At 43.2% G+C, this 21,622-nt stretch carries 21 protein-coding genes; 4 read left to right on the forward strand and 17 right to left on the reverse strand.

Features of this window, described 5'->3' with window-relative positions; all coding sequences use genetic code 11:
• A partial coding sequence (locus B2R65_RS10030; protein WP_286742272.1) for an ERAP1-like C-terminal domain-containing protein occupies nucleotides 1-543 on the forward strand: 543 nt, incomplete at its 5' end.
• 65 nt (nucleotides 544-608) lie between these two features.
• Here B2R65_RS10030 and B2R65_RS10035 read toward each other — a convergent pair.
• Together B2R65_RS10035 and B2R65_RS10040 are read right to left on the reverse strand one after the other, a co-directional pair.
• Nucleotides 609-974, reverse strand: a complete 366-nt coding sequence (locus tag B2R65_RS10035; RefSeq protein ID WP_286742274.1) for a hypothetical protein — start codon at nucleotides 972-974, stop codon at nucleotides 609-611.
• A gap of 63 nt (nucleotides 975-1,037) precedes the next feature.
• On the reverse strand, nucleotides 1,038-1,910 hold the full coding sequence (locus B2R65_RS10040; RefSeq protein ID WP_286742276.1) for a TolB-like translocation protein: 873 nt from the start codon (nucleotides 1,908-1,910) through the stop codon (nucleotides 1,038-1,040).
• Between the two features lie 116 nt (nucleotides 1,911-2,026).
• Here B2R65_RS10040 and B2R65_RS10045 point away from each other — a divergent pair, with 116 nt between their 5' ends.
• The 3 genes from B2R65_RS10045 to yjjG all read left to right on the forward strand — a co-directional run bounded on the left by B2R65_RS10045 (nucleotide 2,027) and on the right by yjjG (nucleotide 4,207).
• On the forward strand, nucleotides 2,027-2,926 hold the full coding sequence (locus tag B2R65_RS10045) for a phosphoribulokinase (protein ID WP_004589425.1): 900 nt from the start codon (nucleotides 2,027-2,029) through the stop codon (nucleotides 2,924-2,926).
• Between the two features lie 64 nt (nucleotides 2,927-2,990).
• The gene (gene yjjX, locus B2R65_RS10050) at nucleotides 2,991-3,533 is read left to right on the forward strand and encodes an inosine/xanthosine triphosphatase (RefSeq protein ID WP_004589424.1); all 543 of its coding nucleotides are present in this window, start codon (nucleotides 2,991-2,993) and stop codon (nucleotides 3,531-3,533) included.
• Complete coding sequence (gene yjjG / locus B2R65_RS10055; protein ID WP_286742279.1) at nucleotides 3,533-4,207, forward strand: pyrimidine 5'-nucleotidase; 675 nt, start codon at nucleotides 3,533-3,535, stop codon at nucleotides 4,205-4,207. Before yjjX ends, yjjG begins: the two co-directional genes overlap by 1 nt.
• A gap of 128 nt (nucleotides 4,208-4,335) precedes the next feature.
• On the opposite strand, the gene lpxC is transcribed toward yjjG, so the two are convergent.
• The 15 genes from lpxC to rsmH form a co-directional block, all read right to left on the reverse strand.
• Complete coding sequence (lpxC, locus tag B2R65_RS10060; RefSeq protein WP_004589422.1) at nucleotides 4,336-5,247, reverse strand: UDP-3-O-acyl-N-acetylglucosamine deacetylase; 912 nt, start codon at nucleotides 5,245-5,247, stop codon at nucleotides 4,336-4,338.
• A 106-nt stretch (nucleotides 5,248-5,353) separates the two neighbouring features.
• The gene (gene ftsZ / locus B2R65_RS10065; protein ID WP_286742282.1) at nucleotides 5,354-6,601 is read right to left on the reverse strand and encodes a cell division protein FtsZ; all 1,248 of its coding nucleotides are present in this window, start codon (nucleotides 6,599-6,601) and stop codon (nucleotides 5,354-5,356) included.
• 23 nt (nucleotides 6,602-6,624) lie between these two features.
• Nucleotides 6,625-7,857 (reverse strand): cell division protein FtsA, encoded by a 1,233-nt coding sequence (gene ftsA / locus B2R65_RS10070; protein ID WP_004589420.1) that lies wholly within the window; start codon nucleotides 7,855-7,857, stop codon nucleotides 6,625-6,627.
• Nucleotides 7,854-8,639, reverse strand: a complete 786-nt coding sequence (locus B2R65_RS10075) for a cell division protein FtsQ/DivIB (RefSeq protein WP_286742285.1) — start codon at nucleotides 8,637-8,639, stop codon at nucleotides 7,854-7,856. Before B2R65_RS10075 ends, ftsA begins: the two co-directional genes overlap by 4 nt.
• A 1-nt stretch (nucleotide 8,640) precedes the next feature.
• Complete coding sequence (locus tag B2R65_RS10080; RefSeq protein ID WP_024033298.1) at nucleotides 8,641-9,561, reverse strand: D-alanine--D-alanine ligase; 921 nt, start codon at nucleotides 9,559-9,561, stop codon at nucleotides 8,641-8,643.
• A complete protein-coding gene (gene murC, locus B2R65_RS10085; protein ID WP_051063459.1) occupies nucleotides 9,558-10,967 on the reverse strand; it encodes a UDP-N-acetylmuramate--L-alanine ligase in 1,410 nt (469 codons plus the stop codon). Before murC ends, B2R65_RS10080 begins: the two co-directional genes overlap by 4 nt.
• Before the next feature lie 42 nt (nucleotides 10,968-11,009).
• Nucleotides 11,010-12,086, reverse strand: a complete 1,077-nt coding sequence (gene murG, locus B2R65_RS10090; protein ID WP_286742288.1) for an undecaprenyldiphospho-muramoylpentapeptide beta-N-acetylglucosaminyltransferase — start codon at nucleotides 12,084-12,086, stop codon at nucleotides 11,010-11,012.
• Nucleotides 12,083-13,258, reverse strand: a complete 1,176-nt coding sequence (ftsW, locus tag B2R65_RS10095; RefSeq protein ID WP_004589415.1) for a cell division protein FtsW — start codon at nucleotides 13,256-13,258, stop codon at nucleotides 12,083-12,085. The genes murG and ftsW overlap by 4 nt, the downstream gene beginning before the upstream one ends.
• Nucleotides 13,255-14,589, reverse strand: coding sequence for a UDP-N-acetylmuramoyl-L-alanine--D-glutamate ligase (gene murD / locus B2R65_RS10100; RefSeq protein WP_286742289.1), 1,335 nt, complete (start codon nucleotides 14,587-14,589; stop codon nucleotides 13,255-13,257). Before murD ends, ftsW begins: the two co-directional genes overlap by 4 nt.
• The gene (gene mraY / locus B2R65_RS10105) at nucleotides 14,590-15,672 is read right to left on the reverse strand and encodes a phospho-N-acetylmuramoyl-pentapeptide-transferase (RefSeq protein ID WP_004589413.1); all 1,083 of its coding nucleotides are present in this window, start codon (nucleotides 15,670-15,672) and stop codon (nucleotides 14,590-14,592) included.
• The gene (locus B2R65_RS10110) at nucleotides 15,672-17,054 is read right to left on the reverse strand and encodes a UDP-N-acetylmuramoyl-tripeptide--D-alanyl-D-alanine ligase (RefSeq protein ID WP_286742291.1); all 1,383 of its coding nucleotides are present in this window, start codon (nucleotides 17,052-17,054) and stop codon (nucleotides 15,672-15,674) included. The genes mraY and B2R65_RS10110 overlap by 1 nt, the downstream gene beginning before the upstream one ends.
• On the reverse strand, nucleotides 17,051-18,529 hold the full coding sequence (gene murE, locus B2R65_RS10115) for a UDP-N-acetylmuramoyl-L-alanyl-D-glutamate--2,6-diaminopimelate ligase (RefSeq protein ID WP_286742293.1): 1,479 nt from the start codon (nucleotides 18,527-18,529) through the stop codon (nucleotides 17,051-17,053). Before murE ends, B2R65_RS10110 begins: the two co-directional genes overlap by 4 nt.
• A complete protein-coding gene (locus B2R65_RS10120; protein WP_029774064.1) occupies nucleotides 18,522-20,339 on the reverse strand; it encodes a penicillin-binding transpeptidase domain-containing protein in 1,818 nt (605 codons plus the stop codon). The genes murE and B2R65_RS10120 overlap by 8 nt, the downstream gene beginning before the upstream one ends.
• A complete protein-coding gene (gene ftsL, locus B2R65_RS10125) occupies nucleotides 20,336-20,662 on the reverse strand; it encodes a cell division protein FtsL (protein ID WP_024033306.1) in 327 nt (108 codons plus the stop codon). The genes B2R65_RS10120 and ftsL overlap by 4 nt, the downstream gene beginning before the upstream one ends.
• Nucleotides 20,659-21,597: a 16S rRNA (cytosine(1402)-N(4))-methyltransferase RsmH gene (rsmH, locus tag B2R65_RS10130; protein ID WP_004589408.1), complete on the reverse strand. Its 939-nt coding sequence runs from the start codon at nucleotides 21,595-21,597 to the stop codon at nucleotides 20,659-20,661. The genes ftsL and rsmH overlap by 4 nt, the downstream gene beginning before the upstream one ends.
• Between the last annotated feature and the right edge of the window lie 25 nt (nucleotides 21,598-21,622).

Raw genomic sequence — 21,622 nt, forward strand, 5'->3', positions numbered from 1 at the left:
TACTTAAACGATCCGCAAAAAGTGGATCCGTATTTAGCAGCTACCTATTTAAAACTTGCCGCCTATAATGGGGATAAAGCATTACTTGATCAATTTATGGCAACCTTTAAAACCACTAAAGATCCACAAGTACGCACAAACATGCTGGCAGCAATGGGCTTTATGGGTAAAGCGCAGTTACAAAAGCAGGTATTAGCGTACACCCTAACCGACGAAGTAACCGCGTCTGATATGCGCACTATTTTAGCGGGTCAAAGTTATAGCGAGCCACGCCAAGCACTATTTATTGAGTGGATATACAACAATTACGACAAGGTAACACAAAGCTTACCGCCGTTTTTTGTGCCTAACTTACCGTACTTTACTACCGCGCGTTGTGATGAACAAAGTTTAGCAACCACGCAAGCATTCTTTAAAGATAAAATTGAAGAAACACCGGGCTACGCGCGTACGCTAAGCAAGCTTGAAGAAAGTACCCATGACTGTATTGCGCTTAAAAAGCGTGAACTGGCATCAGTTAATGACTTTTTAAAAAGCAAGTAAGCTTAATTAAAAGTAAATATGTATAATTAAAGAAGCCGCTGAGTTATTCACTCAGCGGCTTTTATTTACCCGTTAATAATCTGTGTTAGCTTGGCAATAAAGTCTTTTGCTGCTTGCTCTGAGTTAACTTTAAAGGCCACACCATAGTGAATCGGCTGCGCACTTTTGTGAATACGTGTAGGAAAGCGTGTCATCTCGCTACTATGAAAATAACCTTGTACTCGTGTTACCTCATCAATTGTTGCAAAATCATCGCTAAACACTTCAAAGGCTGGGCGAATAATTATTTTGCCTTTACCCGCTTCGCTGTGGGTATAAATTGCTTCTTTAGAATTTGCTAACATGTACTCAGCAATGTTTTTAATTTTAAAGTTGCTTCTGCACTTTAACTGAATGAGCTGCTCTGTTAACTCATCTGCACTATAAGCCACGTGGTGATCCCTTTAATGTTTAATTGTGCATTACATTAGCCTATACGCGCTGCAAAGTCCGAATTATTTTACATCGCATACAAAGGCAAGTTTGTCGTTTTTATAACTCATTCGCGTTATGTTTGTCTCGCAATATGGGCTTAAGTTAAGCCATTGAGAAACCTCATCGGTGCCGCTTAAATTACGCATATATACACGGTTTTTACCCGCATAAGCCACTGTATTAGCATCTTTTAAAATAAAGTCTTGTACTTGCTCTGGCAATCTAAGTAAATCTTCTACCTGTTTAGATTGCGGGTTAAAGCTTGCTAAAATATGCTGATCATTTTTTGTGTAACTAAATAAAAATGTTGCGGTTTTACTGTTATAAATAAGCGTACGCCCTATGTTACTTGCTACCACCTCGCCTTTTGCCGCAGCAACCGAAGTATATTGCAAAGTATGTGGCTCACCTAAAATAAACATCACTAAGTCGTTTTGAGCGCCCCACGCGTGGTAGCCGACAGGTTCAATCCAATCAAAAATACGGCTCGGTGCTTGCTCAGTATCAAGTGGGTATTGCCACAACTTTTGTTTGCTATCTTGCTCTACCACAATCGCCGATAAACTTTGTTTTGAAGGCATAACAGTGGGCGAATATTCGCTCACTGGCGTATTTGTTATGTTGCTTACTTGCTTGGTTGCTAAATCATAATAGGCAATATCGGTTTGACTTTGCTCGCTTGAAATAACTTCATGGGTGAAATAAATACCCTGGTTTGTTAAATAAGGTTGGTTGTTATAGCTGTTTTTGTCGCTCACTATACTCACTTGCATACCGTAGGGTGTATTTAAATCAGCAAGTAATATTTGGCTTTTAGGCATGCTAGCCTGCGCTGTAGCAAGGCTTAGCGCCGCTAAAGAGACTAGCCCAAGCCATGGTTTAATAAGTTTCATGCTTTCTCTCGTTTTATTTTTAAGCACCTCATGATAACGTTATTTGCCGATGGCGTCACTTGACCTAAGTCAGTCAACTCTTTATAACTAACTTGGTCCTAAAAAAGAGAAAATACATGTCAGCTAAACATCCTATCATTGCTATTACAGGTTCGTCGGGTGCGGGAACTACCACTACCACCAATGCAATTAAACATATTTTTCGTAGCCTCAACATTGATGCGGCTTTTATCGAAGGAGATAGCTTTCATCGTTACACGCGCCCAGAAATGGATAAAAAAGTACGCGAAGCACAACAAGAAGGTAAACACATAAGTTATTTTGGCCGTGAAGCCAATGACTTTGGCGCATTAGAAACCTTATTTGGTACCTACGGCGAAACAGGCCAAGGCAAATTGCGCCGATACTTACATACCTTTGACGAAGCAGTGCCATACAATCAATTACCGGGGACCTTTACCCCTTGGCAAGATCTTGAAACAAACACTGATTTAATGTTTTACGAAGGCTTGCACGGTGGCGTGGTTGATCAGGATCATGATGTAGCTAAGCACGTGGATCTGCTTATAGGCATGGTGCCTATTATTAACCTTGAATGGATCCAAAAATTGATCCGCGATACGCAAGACCGCGGCCACTCTCGCGAAAAAGTAATGGACTCCATTGTACGCAGTATGGATGACTACATTAACCACATCACACCGCAGTTTTCGCGCACCCATATTAACTTTCAACGTGTGCCAACGGTTGATACGTCAAACCCATTTAGTGCAAAAGATATACCTTCGCTAGATGAAAGCTTTGTGGTTATTCGCTTTAGAGGAATTGATGACGTTGATTTTCCGTATTATTTACAGATGATTGAAGGCAGCTTTATGTCACGTATAAATACCCTTGTGGTGCCAGGCGGTAAAATGGGTTTAGCAATGGAGCTGGTGCTTACTCCGCTAATTAAAGACATTATTGTTAAAAAGCGAGCTCTTGAAAACCTAGCCCCTTTAGATATACCCATTTAGCCCCTCTTTTATGATTTACACTTCTGACGTACACTGCTGCTTTTGCTAACAGTGAGGGGAAAACGTGTCGCACTCATTAAAAATTATTGTGGGCTCTAAAAACCCAGTAAAAATTAACGCTGCAAAACATATTTTTGCAATGTACTTTCCTAGTTACGAAATTGATTGCCAAGGCGTTGATGCTCCCTCAAATGTTCCCGATCAACCAATTGGCGAGGAACAAACCCGTATAGGCGCACAAAACCGAGTTACTTACTGTAAAAACATGTACCAAGCAGATTACTACTGTGCAATGGAAGGCGGTGCAGAGCAATTTAGCTATGGTGCTGCAACCTTTGCCTATGTTGTTATTAATAATGGCTCTGAGCAAGCGATAGGACGCAGCAGTAACCTGCCGTTACCGCAAGTGTTATATAACGCGCTGCTAAGCGGAGAAGAGCTTGGCGATGTAATGGATAAAGCATTTAACACTCATAATGTTAAGCAAAAAGGCGGCGCGATAGGGCTTCTCACAAACAATCATGCCACTCGCCAAAGCACCTACACCCAAGCGCTTACCTTAGCTATGGCTCCTTTTTTACACCCTAGCCTTTATCAGGAAAATTAATGAAATACAGTTATGTACTGTTTGATGCAGACGAAACACTATTCAGGTTTGATATTTTAGCGGGAATGACCCGCATGTTTAAAGCGTACAACATTGAGTTTACCCAAGCCGATTACATCCATTACCAAAAAACTAATAAGCAGCTGTGGATAGATTATCAAGATGGAAAAATTAGCGCCGATTACTTACAAGTAACCCGCTTTAACGAGTGGGCTGTAAAATTAGGGGTACCCGCTAAGGAGCTAAACGATGCATTCTTAGATGCTATGGCACAAATTTGTGAACCACTCCCCGGCGCAATCGATTTACTAAATGCCTTAAAACCGCATGCACGATTGGGTATTATTACTAATGGCTTTGCACGTTTGCAAGCCCTGCGCCTAGCGCATACCGGCCTTGAAAACATGTTTGATTGGCTGGTTATTTCGGAACTGGTAGGCATTGCTAAGCCTAACAAGGCTATTTTTGAGCACACTTTTGAGCTTATGGGTAACCCAGACAAAAGCAAAATATTAATGGTGGGCGACACTGCCTCTAGCGATATTTTAGGAGGCAATAATGCCGGTATTGATACCTGTTGGCTACAGCACCCAGGCGAGCAGTTACCAGCAGGCATAAGCCCAACCTACACCATAACTGAACTGGCACAGTTACCAGCAATTTTAGCGCTTTAAGCTGCGCGTTAATTATTAAAAATTAATAGTAATTAGCTACAACTCGCTAATTTAAGGCAAAAAAATGACGCTATTAAGCGTCATTTTTTATAACTGTTTGTGAGCGTGTATTTTTAAAAAATACTAAATTAGGCCGTCGCTAATTCAAGGCCGGGTGCAGGCATCGTAACAGGCGTTTCAAATGTTGCCCACTCCCACGCTGACTCTGTTGCCATAATTTTGCGAAGTAACTTATTATTTAAATCGTGACCCGATTTATAAGCCGTTACTTTACCTAGTAGGTTATGACCTGTCATAAACATGTCGCCCACACAGTCTAATATTTTGTGTTTTACAAATTCATCGCTGTAGCGCAAACCATTTGGGTTTAGTACTTTAAAGTCATCAAGTACTACTGCGCTGTCCATGCTGCCACCAAGTGCTAGGTTATTAGCATGCATGTATTCAATGTCTTTCATAAAACCAAACGTACGTGCACGGCTAATTTCTTCAGTAAAGCTTTGCGCAGTAATATCTAAACCAATGCGCTGGCGGCTTTCATTAATGGCCGGGTGATCAAAGGCAATTTCAAAGTCGATATGAAAACCATCATATGGTTCTACTTCGGCCCATTTATCGCCTTCTTCAATACGTACTTTTTCTTTTATACGAATAAAGCGTTTCGCAACATTTTGCTCTTCAATGCCGCCTTTTTGTAACAAATAAATGAACGGTAATGCACTACCATCCATAATCGGCACTTCTGAGCTGTCTAATTCAACAATTAAATTATCGATACCCATTGCAGCAACCGCTGCAATTAGGTGCTCAGTCGTTGATAAGCGAACGCCATCTTTGTTAATTAAACAGGTACACAGCTGCGTATCACCAACGGCTTCAGGTGTTGTTTCAAAATCAACAACCGGATCAAGGTCGACACGACGAAATACAATCCCGGTATTTGCGCTCGCAGGTCGGAGAGTTATTGTGACCTTCTCACCTTTATGAAGTCCAATTCCTATGGCTTTGACTACTTGTGCAATCGTACGCTGTTTAATCATAGGTTCGCTCACTTTTAAATCAGTTACAGTTAGACGGCGGAGTTTAACATAAATCCTTTTGCCTTTCAATATTTGTACATATTTCAAACAAAAGCATTAGTAAATGTTAATCAGCCTGCTTACGTAAAAAAGCCGGAATATCAAAATAATCTCCGCCTTCTGATTTATCCGCTTTTTTACTGTTTTGCGCTGATGAACTTGCCGTGTTGCTTGAGCTTGTAGATGGCGCTTGTTCTTTGCTTTCTACTTGTGTGCTTGGCGTCGTTTCTTCAGTGCTTGTGCCTTGGCTTGCAAAGCTTGGTACGTACATGCTGCTAGATTGGTTTGATGAACTTGCTACATCAAAACCTGATGCCTTTTTAAAGCCGTTATCAACAATACCAAACTGCGGACGACGATCGCCGCCTAAACCCGTAGCAACAACAGTTACACGTAACTCGTCGCTCATTTCTGGGTCAATAACTGCACCCACAACTACGGTTGCATTTTCAGACGCTAGCGCTTTAACGTGGTTACCCACAATTTCAAATTCTTCAATCGCAATGTCCATACCCGCGGTAATATTAACCAAAATACCTTTAGCACCGGTTAAATCAACGTCTTCTAGTAATGGGCTTGAGATAGCCGCTTCTGCAGCTTCTTGAGCACGATCTGGGCCTGATGCAGAGGCTGTGCCCATCATGGCAGTACCCATTGCTGACATTACGGTACGTACGTCGGCGAAATCCACGTTAATTAAACCAGAACGTGTAATTAGCTCAGCAATACCTTGAACCGCACCAAAAAGTACGTCGTTTGCTTTAGCGAAGGCATCTAACAGTGTAGTCCCTTTACCTAAAACTTTAAGCAATTTATTGTTCGGAATTGTAATAAGTGAGTCTACAATTTCTGACAATTCGTTAATGCCTTGTTCAGCAGCTGCTGCGCGCTTTTTGCCTTCAAAGTCAAAAGGACGCGTTACTACAGCAACCGTTAAAATACCTAATTCTTTGGCAATTTTAGCAACCACTGGTGCAGCACCAGTACCTGTACCACCACCCATGCCGGCAGCAATAAATACCATATCTGCGCCTTCAAGGCTGGCACGAATTGTTTCTGCATCTTCTTCAGCCGATTCGCGGCCTACTTCTGGGTTTGCACCTGCACCTAACCCTGAGGTTATTTGCGTGCCTAGTTGTACGGTAATATCGGCAGCGGAATTACGTAATGCTTGCGCATCCGTATTTGCGGCTATAAAGCGCACGCCTTCTATTTGTTGTTTTACCATGTGCTCAACAGCGTTACCGCCGCCACCGCCCACGCCAATTACCTTAATTACAGCTTCTTCGCTGTGTTGTTCCATCATATCAAACATGTTTACTCTCCGACTTGAGTACTTTAAAACTCGCCTTGGAACCATTTAGTAATGCGGTTCCACCAATTATTATTATCCTCTGCTTTCGACTTTTGTGCATTCATCGATTGCATAGTGCGCCCGTATTGTAACAAACCTACAGCGGTTGCGTACGAAGGATCGTCTACGTAGTCTGTCAAACCAACTATCCCGATTGGTTTGCCTATTCTCACTGGCATTTGGAAAATGTCTTCAGCCACTTCCATTGCGCCAGTCATTTTAGCAGTCCCGCCTGTAATAACGAGGCCTGCCGCAATTTGGTCTTCTAAACCTGAGCGACGAATTTCTTCCATCGCTAATTCAAATAATTCTCTAAAACGAGGCTCTACCACTTCAGATAAAGTATGGCGCGACATTAATCGTGCTGGTCGCCCGCCTACACTTGGTACTTCTATGGTGTCTTCGTTACTGGCCATTTGGCTACTTGCACATGCATATTGTACTTTGAGTGACTCAGCATGTGATATAGGTGTACGAAATATTTTTGCAATATCACCGGTTACTTGATTACCCGCCACTGGGATAACCGAAGAGTGGCGTAATGCCCCGTTAATATAAATAGTGATATCCATTGTACCACCACCAATATCAAGTACCGCTACACCAAGCTCTTTTTCGTCATCGGTTAAAACCGAGTAACACGATGCAAGTGCGGTAAATATAAGCTGATCAACCTCTAAACCACAGCGCTCAACACATTTTTCAATGTTTTTAGCCATGTCGTTTGAGCAAGTAATAATGTGTGCACGTGCTTCCATACGTACACCGCTCATACCAAGGGGGTTTTTAATGCCCTCTTGCATATCAATGCTGTATTCTTGCGGTAATGCATGCAGCATTTTACGCTCGGCCGAAATAGGCACAGAGCGCGCTATATGAATTACATTTTCAATGTCTTCATCGGTTACTTCTGTATTATTGATAGCAACCACGCCGCTTTCGTTTTGACATTGTATGTGCTTGCCAGAAATCCCTAAGTACACTGAGCTAATACGACAATCAGCCATTAACTCGGCTTCATCTATTGCTCGGCGAATCGACTCAGACACTAAGTTTAAATCGTTAACGCCGCCTTTATCCATACCATGAGATACTTGGCTGCCCACACCAACAATGCTGAGCTTGTTATCTGCGGTGATTTCACCTACCGTGGCCACCACTTTTGAGGTACCAACGTCTAATCCAATCACTAGGTTTCTTTCTGCTGACTTAGTCATGCCTTACTCTTATTTTGTAATTGCTGTTCTTGCACAGGCTTATAGCTAACTGCAAGGCCGGTATCATAGCGTAAATCTATTGCATCTATTTGTGCATCTGCACGCTTTTCCATGCGCGGGTACACATCTATAAACCGCTGTACTCGCTTTGCTTTGTCTTTGCGCCCTAAATTTAAGCGCACACCATTATCTAACCATAACTGCCACGAAAAACGCTCCGAAAGGGCTAAGCTTTTTAGCGTTAACGCATTTACCTTTAGCATTTCGTCAAACTGCTTAAAGGCAATCCACGCTTCTTTTTCGCTGCCTTCTGGGCCGTAAAGTTGCGGTAAATCATTGGCGAGTTTATCGCTACTTGCTTCAAAGGCATCGCCACTTTGGTTCAGCAGTAAATCGCTATTCCAATGGGCTACGGCTTCGTGTTCAACTACGTACACTTGTATTGTATCGGGCCATTGCTTGCGTACCGATACGGTTGCAACCCAAGGTAAATCTTTTACCAGTTGCTGTACGCGTTTTACATCTAGCTCAAAAAAACTGCTTAAATCGGCCTTTTTTATTGATTTTATTATGGCCTTTTCGTCAGTGTATTTGGGCTTTCCTAGCACTGTTAAGTGCTTTATTTGTGCATCTTTGTTCTCTACTAGCCAATCAGATACACCGGTAGTTATTTGCACGAGCCCAATCACTACCACCAGAAAAAAACTCACACCAAAAATTAGCGACCAATTAAAGTTAAGTTGCTGTTTTAACTGTTGAGCTTTTTCTAAAAGGGGATGCATATTAAAGCGTTTGCCCCAAAATGCGAACAACTAATTGCTCAAATGTTGCCCCATTTGCTTTTGCCGCCATGGGTACCAGCGATTTTTCGGTCATGCCAGGGACTGTATTTACCTCTAATAAATAAAAATTCCCCTGCTCATCTTGCATGGCATCTACACGGCCCCAGCCGCTTGCACCCACTAAATCAAACGCCTCTAACGAGATAGCCTGTAAGTGCTGTGTATCTTGCGCCGATAAATCTGCAGGGCAATGATACTGTGTTGTATTTGATTGATACTTAGCTTGGTAATCGTAAAAACCATTTGGAGTCGTCATTTCAATCACAGGCTGTACTTCATCGCCTAATACCGTCACGGTAAATTCGCGTCCGGTTATCCACTGCTCTACTAACACTTGGCTATCAAACTTAAAAGCGTGTGTAAGGGCATCTTCAAGCTCTTGAGCGGTACTTGCTTGCGCCATACCTATGCTTGAGCCTTCGTGCGATGGCTTAACCATTACTTTTTTAAACTCATCCATAATAGCTTTTGCATCAAAGCCTTTTTTAGCATCAACAACTGCATAAGGCGCTGTGCTTAGCCCTGCAGATTTAAATAAATGCTTACAACGGACTTTATCCATTGCCAAGGCTGAGCCTAATACAGTGCTGCCCGTGTATGGCAAGTTCATAAATTCAAGTGCGCCTTGCACTGTACCGTCTTCGCCACCACGGCCATGCAAAGCAATAAAAACACGATCGACCTGTAATTCTTTTAGCTCCCACAAAGAGCGATTTTGCGGGTCAAAAGCAATGGCATCAACGCCGGCATTTTGTAGTGCATTAAGCACCGCTTGCCCTGAACGTAGTGACACTTCGCGCTCTGCTGAGTTACCCCCAAGCAGTACTGCTACTTTACCAAATTGCGCGTTTTCTTGCGTCATACTTCACCTTGCTTTAATTTTTCCACCGACATACCTGTTGCCGCTAATGTTTTAACCAATTGTCCTATATTACCAGCGCCTTGCGTTAAAACTAAGTCGTTATTTTGTAAGTTATCGGCCAGCACACCAGCAAGCTCTGCGCTCGTTGCTACATGTAGAGGCTCTTTTCCGCGCTGACGTAAGCTGCGGCACAGGCTTTTACTGTCTGCGCCAACAATAGGCTCTTCGCCGGCACTGTACACATCTAGTAATAAAAGTTGATCTACATCTGCCAATACTTTTACAAAGTCTTCGTATAAATCGCGTGTACGGGTAAACCTGTGCGGTTGATAAACCATAACTAAACGTTTTTCTGGCCAGCCTTCGCGTACCGCTGCAATGGTGGCAGCAACTTCTGATGGGTGATGTCCGTAATCATCCACCAGCATGACATTGCCGCGCTCGTTTTCAAAATTGCCATAATGCTGGAAGCGTCGTCCTATGCCTTCAAATTTTTGCAGCGCCTCTAAAATTGCGTGGTTAGCAATGTTTTGATCTTTAGCCACTGCAATTGCCGCCGTGGCATTAAGTGCGTTGTGCTTACCTGGCATATTAAGCGTTGCACTTAAGCTTTCACCGCTTTTATGTGTCACTGTAAAAGTACAAGTACTTGCTGATTGGCTAAAGTCGCTCATGCGGTAGTCGGCATCTTTTGACTCGCCATACGTGATCACAGGGCGACCAAAACGCGGGATCAGCTCACTTGCTACCTGCGAGTCTATGCACACTACGGCTAAGCCATAAAATGGCAGGTTATGAATAAAGTCCACATAAGTGTCTTTCATTTTCTCAAGGCTGCCGCCATAGGTTTCCATGTGATCCTCTTCAATATTGGTGATCACCGATACCATAGGCTGTAAATGTAAAAACGATGCATCGCTTTCATCTGCCTCAGCAATTAAAAAGTCGCTCTTGCCCACTTTTGCGTTACTGCCCGCGCTATTTAATAAGCCGCCAATAATAAAAGTAGGATCAAGCCCTGCCTGAGCATAAATGCTGGCAATTAAACTGGTTGTTGTGGTTTTACCATGTGTGCCCGCAATAGCAATGCCATGGCGAAAACGCATTAATTCGGCAAGCATTTCTGCACGGCGAACTACCGGTATACGCGCTGCTTTTGCAGCAATAATCTCAGGGTTTGTTTCGTCAATAGCACTTGAAACAACAACTACGTTGGCATCTTTTACGTTGTTTTCGTGATGGCCTATAAATACTTCTGCACCGGCTTTAATTAAGCGTTCAGTCATTGCGCTGTGCGCTATATCCGAGCCTGTAATGCGGTAGCCTTCAAAAGCCAGTACTTCAGCAATGCCGCCCATACCCGCACCACCAATACCAATAAAATGGATGGTTTCTATTCGACGCATAGCAGGTCGAGTTTGTTGTTCTTGTATTGACTTATCTTTCACTTATTTTCTCTTATTTGTTACTTGCTCACAGTGCGAGGCAACGCTTGCTGTGGCATCTAAAATGGCTTGCTGCTTAGCATTGCTGGCCATTTGTTTAATTAATATAGGCTTTGCCAAATACGGGTTTAATAGCTCAACTATTGAATCTTTATTAAACTGCGGCTGAGGCATTAAAAGCGCGCCATTTGCGGTTACTAAATATTTTGCGTTGGCGGTTTGATGATCGTCTACCGCATGTGGAAACGGCACAAACACAGCCATTTTACCCGCGGCGGCAATTTCACTAACAGTCAGTGCACCAGCACGGCAAATCACAATATCGGCCCACGCATAGGCGGCGTCCATATCATCTATAAATTCAGCAACTTTTAGCTCTTCATCTGCAATGTTGTTTTTCGCATACGCGCTTTTCACACCCTCAATATGGCCTTTACCTGTTTGGTGCCACACTTTAATTGGCGCTGTTTTAGCAAGTAAATTAAACGCCCCTGGCAGTGTTTGGTTAAGCACTTGTGCGCCTAACGAGCCACCTACCACTAAAATATTAATAGGGCTTGAAACATCACGTTTAGCTACATTAGCAACGCTTGCACGTACTGGGTTACCGACTAATTCGGCTTGCCCTGGTGCAAAGGCGCTTGGAAACGCAGCAAGTACTCTGTTAGCAAATTTTGCCAACCACTTGTTGCTCATTCCTGCTACTGCATTTTGCTCATGAATCACCAGTGGAATGCCTAAACTTTTAGCGGCAATGCCGGTTGGCCCGGTTACATAGCCGCCCATAGCAAGCACTACATCTGGTTGCTGAGATTTCAATACCTTACGCGCCTGCAATATTGCATTAAGTACCATGAATGGGGCTTTAATAAGACGCTTTAAGCCATTACCGCGTACGCCCTTTACATTAATAAAATCAATCTCAATGTTATGCTTTGGTACAACATCCGCTTCCATTCTATCTGGCGTGCCTATCCAGCTTACTTGCCAGCCTTGCTCTTTTAAATAATCGGCTACAGCAATACCTGGGAATATATGCCCACCTGTACCACCGGCCACAACTACTAATTTTTTACTCATCGCTTACCTCCGCGTGAGGTGGCTTGTTTGGTTGCCATTTTGGTTTCAAAATCAACACGCAATAAAATACCGGTGGCAATCGTCATTATTAATAAACTTGAACCACCATACGAAATAAACGGCAAGGTTAACCCTTTAGTCGGTAATAACCCTGCACTGGCGCCTACATTAACCATGGTTTGAAACGCAAACCAAATGCCAATAGCAAACGCAAAATAGCCTTCGTATTCTTTGCCACATTTTAAAGCTTGTTGGCCTATTAAAAGCGCCCTAAATACAAACACAGCCAACACACATAAAATACTTGCTACACCTACAAGGCCTAGCTCTTCACCTATAACGGCAAAAATAAAATCGTTATGCGCCTCGGGTAAATACTGTAACTTTTGCACGCTGTTACCTAACCCTTGGCCAAACCAGCCACCTTGGCTGTAGGCCATAAGCGACTGCACTAACTGATACCCTTTACCAAATGGGTCTTCCCAAGGGTCTAAAAAGCCCACCACTCGCGCCATTCTGTATGGCTCTACAATAATCAGTAATACAACAAGCCCTACGCCCGTTAAAATAAGTACAAAAAACTGCCATAACTTTGCGCCGGCCAAAAATAACAGCCCCACAGTTGTTACAAACATAACCACCACGGTTCCTAAATCGGGCTGCAGTAAAATAAGTAAGGCATATACCGCAAATACAGCGATAGGCTTAGCAAAGCCTTTAATATTTTCTTGTACTTCTTCGCGCTTTCTTACCAAGTAGCCTGCTATATAACTGAAAAAGTATAATTTAGCGGCCTCGGCCACCTGAAAACCAACAGGCCCAATGGGTATCCAACGCTTAGCGCCGTTGACTTCGCGGCCTATTATTAACACGGCAATAAGTAGCACCATACCAAGCAGCAACAAATACGGGTTTGAGCGTTTCCACCAATCCATAGGCACGCTGGCGGCAATCCAAAATAAAACAAATGCCATCGCTAAAAACATGCTGTGGCGAATGGTAATATGGTATGAGTTATCAAACAGCCTTTCGGCTGTGGGCATTGAGGCGCTGGTCACCATTATAAAACCCACCCCTATAAGCATTAACATGCAATAAAGCAGTGGCACATCGTAAAGCTGTGCTGAGGGTTTAGGGGTGAGTGTTTCTTTTAAATCGGCAAAGGCAATCATAATTGCCCTTCCATTACACATTGCACAAAGTCATCACCGCGTTGCATGTAGTTGTTATACATATCAATGCTGGCACAGGCAGGCGCAAGTAATACAATGTCACCGCGCTTGCTAAGTACTTTAGCGAGCGATACCGCCTCTTGCATTGTGTTTACCAAGTGCGATTTACTCGTTAAAGCAGCAAGCTCTGCTGCATCTTTACCAAAGCATACAAGCGCTTTTACATGACTTTTTATATATGGCTTTAACGCACTTAAATCAGCGCCTTTAGCATCACCACCGGCTATTACAATCAGGTTTTCGTGATCTGAGGCCAAACTATCTATTGCCGCTATAGTGGCGCCAACATTGGTGGCTTTAGAGTCGTTAAAGTATTGAACACCATGTTGCTCATCAACAAACTGGCAACGGTGCGCTAAACCATTAAATTGACAAAGCGCCGCTGCGTACTGCTCTTTACTAATATCAAACGGGCTTAATAACGCCATAACCGCAAGTGTATTTAAGTAATTGTGCTTACCAACGACCGCAAGCGTGCTAACAGGTAAGTACGCCTCGCCTTTTACTATAAAGTGCAGCTCATTATTGCGCTCAGCTAAGTGGTAATCACCGTGGTCGGTGCCAAAGCTCATTTGCGGCGCTAAAGCGCGACTAATAGGCTTAGTTTGAATATCATCTGCGTTGCTTACTAAAAGCTCAGCATTGTTATAAATGCTTAATTTAGAGTCGATATAGGCTTGGTAGCTGTCGTAACGATCTAAATGATCTTCAGATATATTTAATACCGCTGCGCTTATTGGTTTTAAGCTTGAGCAGGTATCCAGCTGAAAACTTGAAAGCTCCAGCACATACACATCAAAATCATCACTTAGTAAATCCAATACCGCAGTGCCAATATTGCCACCTAATGCCACCTTATAACCTGCTGCTTTTAATACCTCGTAGGCTAAGGTAACAACGGTTGATTTACCATTAGAGCCTGTAACAGCAACAACCGGTTTTGTATTTATACGAGCAAATAGCTCTACATCACCAATTACTTCAATGCCTGACTCTATTGCTTGAGCAATTGCGGGAATTTTTAAGCTAAGCCCGGGGCTTATGATGATCATATCGGTTTTACAAAGCGCGGCGCTAGCTAAATCACCAAAATGCGTATTAAGCTCAGGAGCATGCTCGCTTAGCCAATCCATACCTGGTGGCGCAACACGGCTATCAACGACCTTTGGTGCAAAACCATGAGATAATAAAAAACGCACAATGCCCAGACCGGTTACACCGAGTCCGAGCACTGTTATATGTTTGTTTTTTATCTCGTTTAAATACTGCATTTATCGAATCTTTAATGTCGCAAGGCCAGCAAGTACTAGCACAATTGAAATTATCCAAAAGCGCACAATAACACGTGGCTCTGGCCAACCTTTTAGCTCGTAATGATGATGAATCGGCGCCATTCTAAAAATGCGCTGCCCGCGTAATTTGTATGAGCCCACTTGTAAAATTACCGATAAAGCCTCCATTACAAACACGCCGCCCATAATAATAAGCAGTAGCTCTTGGCGTACTAAAATAGCAATAATGCCCAGCGCGCCGCCAAGTGCCAGCGACCCTACATCTCCCATAAACACCTGTGCTGGGTATGTGTTAAACCATAAAAAGCCTAACCCAGCGCCAACAATAGCGGTGCACACAACCACCAGCTCACTAGCAAGCGGTAAATGCGGGATATGTAAGTAAGCCGAAAAGTTAATATTACCGGTTAAATAAGCAATTATCGCCAGTGCAGCAGCCACTAAAATAGTCGGCACAATCGCCAGGCCATCTAAGCCATCAGTCAGGTTTACCGCGTTTGAAGTACCCACTAATGCAAAGTAAGTAATTACAATGTAAAACAAGCCTAGTTGTGGCAATACATCTTTAAAAAATGGCACAACAAGTGAGGTTTCTGACGCTTGTGTACTCGTAGCATACAGTGCAGTTGCCACTACTAGAGCAATAACCGATTGCCAAAAATACTTCCATTTAGCAATTAACCCTTTAGGGTCTTTACGTATTACTTTGCGGTAGTCATCTATAAAGCCCACTAAACCTAATGAGCCAATTACAAATAAGGTTGCCCATACGTATTTGTTTGATAAGTCAGCCCATAATAAGGTGCTGGTAAATATGGCGCCTAAAATAAGTAAGCCTCCCATAGTAGGAGTGCCTTTTTTAGATAAGTGAGATTCTGGGCCATCATCACGCACTACTTGGCCAATTTGCATTTTTTGTAACGAACGAATGAGCTTAGGGCCAAAATAAAGCGACATCATTAACGCTGTTAATATGCCTAAAATGGCACGTAGGGTTAAATACGAAAAAACATTAAAGCCACTGTAATATTGGGTTAAATACTCTGCCAGCCAAACTAACATTATGATACTCCATTGATGGCTTGTTGCTGGCCATTTACTAAATCGGTTACTAATAATTCCATGCGAGAACTGCGCGATCCTTTCACCACAAGCGTGGTTTTGTTGTTTGTGTTATTAAGACTGGTTTGAATTTGCTTGAGCATCTCTTCGCGGTTAGAAAAATGACGGTTTGGCTTATCAAATACATCGCTTGCGTATTTACTTAACACACCCAGCGTATACAGCTCATCAATGCCTTGTTGTTTGGCGTATTCGCCTACTTCTTGATGATAAGTTCTGGCTTGCTCACCAAGCTCTCCCATATCGCCCAGAGCTAAAATACGGTGCCCTTGAGTATCACTTAATAAATCAATTGCTGCTTTTACCGACTTAACATTTGCATTGTAGGTATCATCAATAACGGTCAGTGAATCAGTTACTTTTATTAAATTTACCCGCCCCTTAACATCGCCCATGGTGGCAAGTGCGGTGGCTATCTCTTCAAGTGATACATCAAACTCGCTGGTTAAAGCCGCGGCAATAAGGGCATTGCTCACGTTGTGCTTACCAGGAAGAGCAAGCGTTACAGGTACTTTTTGCTCTTGTGTACACAATAAAAAGCTCGCGCGAGCGTTTTCATCTAGGCTGATATTTTCAGCCCAAATATCAAGTTTTTCAGTACTTGAAAAACACTTAACAGTGCGCCCTTTTAATTTATCAAGCCAGTATTGGCTAAATTCGCTATCGCAGTTAACAATGGCAACGCCATCGTCTTTTAGGCCATCAAAAATCTCACCTTTTGCCTTAGCAACCCCCATTAGGCTGCCAAAGCCTTCTAAATGCGCTGCGGCCACATTACACACCACAGCTACATCGGGTTTTGCCATGGCGGTAGTGTAAGCAATTTCGCCTAAATGATTAGCGCCAAGCTCTATAACAGCAAAACGGTGCTGCGGCTCTAAACGTAATAGCGTAAGTGGTACGCCAATATCGTTATTAAAATTACCTTTTGTAGCAAGCACATCTCCGTGCACCGATAAAATAGCGGCGCACATTTCTTTTACCGTTGTTTTACCCACGCTGCCCGTAATGGCAATGGTTTTAGGGTTTACCTGCGCCATAACTGCCGCACCTATATTACCTAATGCAATACGGGTATCGCTAACAACAAACTGCACAATATCTACATCTACTTTATGCTGAACAATAACGCCAATAGCGCCTTTTTGTTTAGCGTCAGCAATAAATTTATGGCCATCAAAATTAGGCCCTTTTAAAGCTAAAAACACCTCACCGTCGCAAATGCTGCGGGTATCGGTATTAATATTTACTACATTGAGATTATCACCTAGATAATCGGTTGCTAGCACATTTGCCAGCCAATCAAAGTCCATTGGGATCATTGAGTTATCCCTCTTACTGCTTTTTTTAGTTGTTCTTTTACATAACTGCGATCGCAAAAGTCGATACGTTGATCGCCAATAATTTGGTAATCCTCGTGGCCTTTGCCGGCAATTAAAATTACGTCATCTGCATTTGCATTTTCTATTGCATAGCGAATGGCTTTTGCTCTATCAGCCTCTAAATGGGCTTTTTCAGGCTGCGATAAACCCGCTGCCACATCTGCCAAAATAGCATCTGGGTTTTCTGAACGCGGATTGTCGCTGGTAACAATAACCTTATCTGCATTTTGCTCTGCCGCTTGCGCCATTAAGGCACGCTTACCTTTATCTCTGTCGCCGCCACAACCAAAAACACAACTAACCCCACCAGGCACATGCTTTTGCAGTGCTTGTAAAGCCAGAGCAAGCGCATCAGGCGTATGGGCGTAATCAACAACGCACGTAGGTAAATTAACTTCGCTAAACGCTTGCATACGCCCAGCAACGGGGTGCAAATGCGCGCATCCGGCGGCTAACTGCTCAAGCGGATAACCTAGCCCCAACAATGTTGCCAGTGCCGCAGTTAAATTATATAAGTTAAACTCACCAAATAGAGGCGATGTTACGCTAATATCACCCCAACTTGTGCTCAATTGCGCCGAAATACCATTTTTAGAATACTCAACATCAGAAAAATACACATACTGTGCATTTTTCGGCGCTAAATTTTTACGACCATAACAAATAAGGTTATTAAAACTGTATTTTTCAAGCCATTGCTCTGCTTGCCCATCGTCTTGATTAAGCACCACTAACTGTGGGTCAAAATCGCGAAACAGCATAAGCTTGGCGTCGCCATAACTTGCCATATCGCCATGGTAATCAAGGTGATCGCGCGATAAATTAGTAAATACCGCCGCTTTAAATTGGCATTGTGCCACACGCTGTTGCACTAACCCGTGCGATGAAACCTCCATCGCCACAAGCTTTTTATGCTGCTGTTTTAAGTCATGCAATATGTGCTGCAAGTCAACAGCCGAAGGCGTGGTATTAATAAGTGGCGTAAGTGTATCGGGGTGGCCATAACCTAATGTGCCTATAATGGCCGAAGGGGTACTACAAAACTGCGCTAAATGCGCCATCATAGCCGTTGTTGTAGATTTGCCATTAGTGCCCGTTACACCAATTAAATCGAGAGATTGGCTTGGGTTTTGATAAAATTGACTCGCCAGTTCTGGGAGTTTTTTATCAAGCTCAGTTACTAAATACAGTGGCTCAAAAGTAACATCAAATTCGCACAGTCTATCGGCAATAATGGCTGTAGCGCCGTTTTCAATTGCTTTGGCAATAAACTGTCCGCCATCAAGCGCATGGCCTTTTATAGCCACAAATACATCGCCTGGCGTTACATCACGGCTATCAAGGCGTAAATCTTTAACTAGCTGCGAAGGTGCATCTATGTCGATGTATTTTAAAATAGCCTTTAAATCACGCATCGTTATCTTTACCTTTTACGTAAGCCACTTCTTCCTTATCAGGGGCTACGTTTAATATTCTTAATGCGTTAGAGACGATTTCTGCAAATGCAGGGCCTGCGGTGGCACCTCCATAGTACACATCGCCACCGGGCTCATTTATCATCACTACCACAGCCAAGCGTGGATTACTTGCTGGTGCTACACCTGCAAAATAACCTACATATTCATCACCGTAACCACCAGCAACCGCCTTTTTAGAAGTACCGGTTTTGCCTGCCGCACGGTAGCCATCTACTTTTATGTTTCGGGCTGTACCGTCTTTTTCAAACACACTTTCCATCATGTGAACAACGGCTTCTACGTCTTTTTGTTTAAAAATACGCTCGCCTTCTGGCACACCGTCTTGCTTTAAAATCGTTAACGGACGATTAATCCCACCGGCGCCTAACATGGTGTAAAAACGGGCCATTTGCGCCGTACTTACCGAAATAGCATAACCAAACGATAACGTAGCAATTTCAAAGTCAGACCAGCGGCGGTTTGGATAAAATAAACCACTACTTTCGCCAACCATGCCTGTGCCGGTATCGCTACCAAAGCCCACTTTTTGGTATAAGCCAACTAAGTAATCTTTAGGTACTTGCTGCGTTACCTTCGCCACGCCCATGTTTGATGAATACTTTAGAATTTCGCGAAGCGTCATTTCACCGTGGTTACGGGTATCTTTTACTAAACTGCCGCCTAAACGCATCCAACCTGGGTAGGTATCAATGGTGTCGTCGGCTTTAATTGCGCCGTAGTCTAGCCCAGCTAAAATGGCTAGTGGCTTAACGGTTGAGCCTGGTTCAAACAAATCGGTAATTGCGCGGTTACGGCGTTTATGTGGTTGTGCATCGTTCAAATTATTTGGATTAAATGATGGGCTATTTACCATGGCCAAAACTTCACCGGTTTTAACATCAACCACCATGGCCGACCCCGATGTCGCTTTATATGTGAGTACAGCAGATTTTACTGCTTTATAAGCAATTGCTTGGATACGTTGATCAATACTCAGCTGAATATTTTCAGGCTCTACACGCTCACGCTCATCTAATACTTCAACTTCGCGGCCTTGGGCATCTTTACGAATAGTGCGGCGGCCTTCTTCGCCTGTTAAGGCATTTTCGTAGAGTTTTTCAATGCCTTCTATGCCTTTTCCATCAATGTTTGTAAAACCAATAATGTGGGCCGTTACCTCTCCTGCAGGGTAATAACGTTTAGACTCATCTAACAAATGAATACCAGGTAAGCGTAATTGGCTAATGTAGTTGGCAACCGCCGGTGTAACTTGGCGCTTTAAATACACAAAACGACGGGTGGGATCATTTAATAAACGCGAATTTATTTTTTTAGGCTCGATACGTAATACATCTGCCAGCTCACGCCAACGCAGATCATTTTCATAATAAACAGAAGTACGCTTATCAAGCTCAGCGGCATTTTCTGCAAGCGTTTTATGATCTTCACCGTTTTTACGTGCTTGTTTTATAACTTTAGCAACAAGTGACTTATGCAATGCTTTAGGATCGGCATACACACTGACTACAGGCACACTTACAGCAAGCTCTTTGCCTTGACGATCGAAGATCATACCGCGTTGTACATGTAGTTTTTCTACACGAACAGTGCGTTTATCGCTTTCTGAACGGGCTTTATCTGGCTCAATAACTTGTAAATAGGCAGCACGCGACACCAGTGTTACAAACACTAAAAACACCACAGTGCACACCAACATAAAGCGCCATGTGATTAAGTTATTGACCTGTTTTTTGCCGCGATTTCTCATTGTATTATTATTACCTGTTCATCCTGACTGGTAGGGCGCTTCATTTGAAGCTGCGTGGTAGCAACTTCTTCAATGCGCGCATGCTGCGAATAAAACTCTTCTTCTACAAGTAAATAACGCCATTCAAGGTCGAGCTCATCTCGCTCTTGTAGCAGCGTATCTTGCTTAATTAGCTGCGCGCGAGCCGAGTGCGTAACCTGCACTACTGCAAAGCTTGAAGCGAATATCACAACCAACAAGGCCGAGGTTAGCTTGTTAGCTCCTAGGCCTTTTAATATTTCTAAAAATAAATTGGGTTGGCGATGATTCGCTTTAGTGTTCATCCAAGCCTCTGTGCAATCCTAAGTACTGAGCTGCGAGAGCGTGGATTACGCTCAATTTCTTCAGCACTTGGTTTAATAGCTTTACCCACTGCTTTTAACGTCAGGTTTTTATTTATTTGTGCGTCGGTTAAAGGCAGACCTCTGGGTATCGCTTCTCCCTTACTCTGTTTTCTAATAAATTGCTTCACAATTCTGTCTTCAAGTGAATGAAACGAAATAACCACTAAACGCCCACCTGGCTTTAATACTTTTACAGCGGCTTGCAGTGCGGTTTGAATTTCTTCCAGCTCACTGTTTATGTAAATTCTGATTGCCTGAAATGTACGTGTGGCTGGGTGTTTAAATTTATCTTTAACGGGCACCGCTTCATCGACTAAATCGGCAAGTTGCTTGGTTGTGGTAATTGGCGTGTGCTCTCTTACCTCAAGTACTTTGTGGGCAATACGCTTACCAAATTTTTCTTCACCGTAGGTTTTAATTACATGGGTAATGTCTTCAAGCTCAGCTTCGGCTAGCCACTGCGCTGCACTGCGCCCACTTGTTGGGTCCATGCGCATATCAAGAGGGCCGTCTTTCATAAAGCTAAAGCCACGCTCTGCGTCATCAAGCTGGGGGGAGGACACCCCAATATCTAATAAAATGCCATCAACTTTACCTAACAGATCGTTTTGCTCTGCAACATCGTATAAGTTAGAAAAGCGGGTGTGAGCTATAGCAAAGCGTGCGTCATCGGCAAATTTTTCAGCCGACTTTATTGCTTGTGGGTCTTGATCAATGGCCTGTAAACGCCCTTGCTCACCAAGTCGAGCAAGTATTTGACCTGAGTGTCCGCCACGTCCAAAAGTACCATCCATGTATATGCCGTCTGGCTTAATTGCAAGAGCATCGATGGTTTCGTCCATTAATACGGATACGTGTTCAAATTGCGCAGTCATTAGCTTGTGTTTGCCTTTTTTAGTG

This window comes from Pseudoalteromonas sp. UBA2102, from assembly GCF_002331165.1.
In the GTDB taxonomy this organism is placed as follows: domain Bacteria; phylum Pseudomonadota; class Gammaproteobacteria; order Enterobacterales; family Alteromonadaceae; genus Pseudoalteromonas; species Pseudoalteromonas atlantica.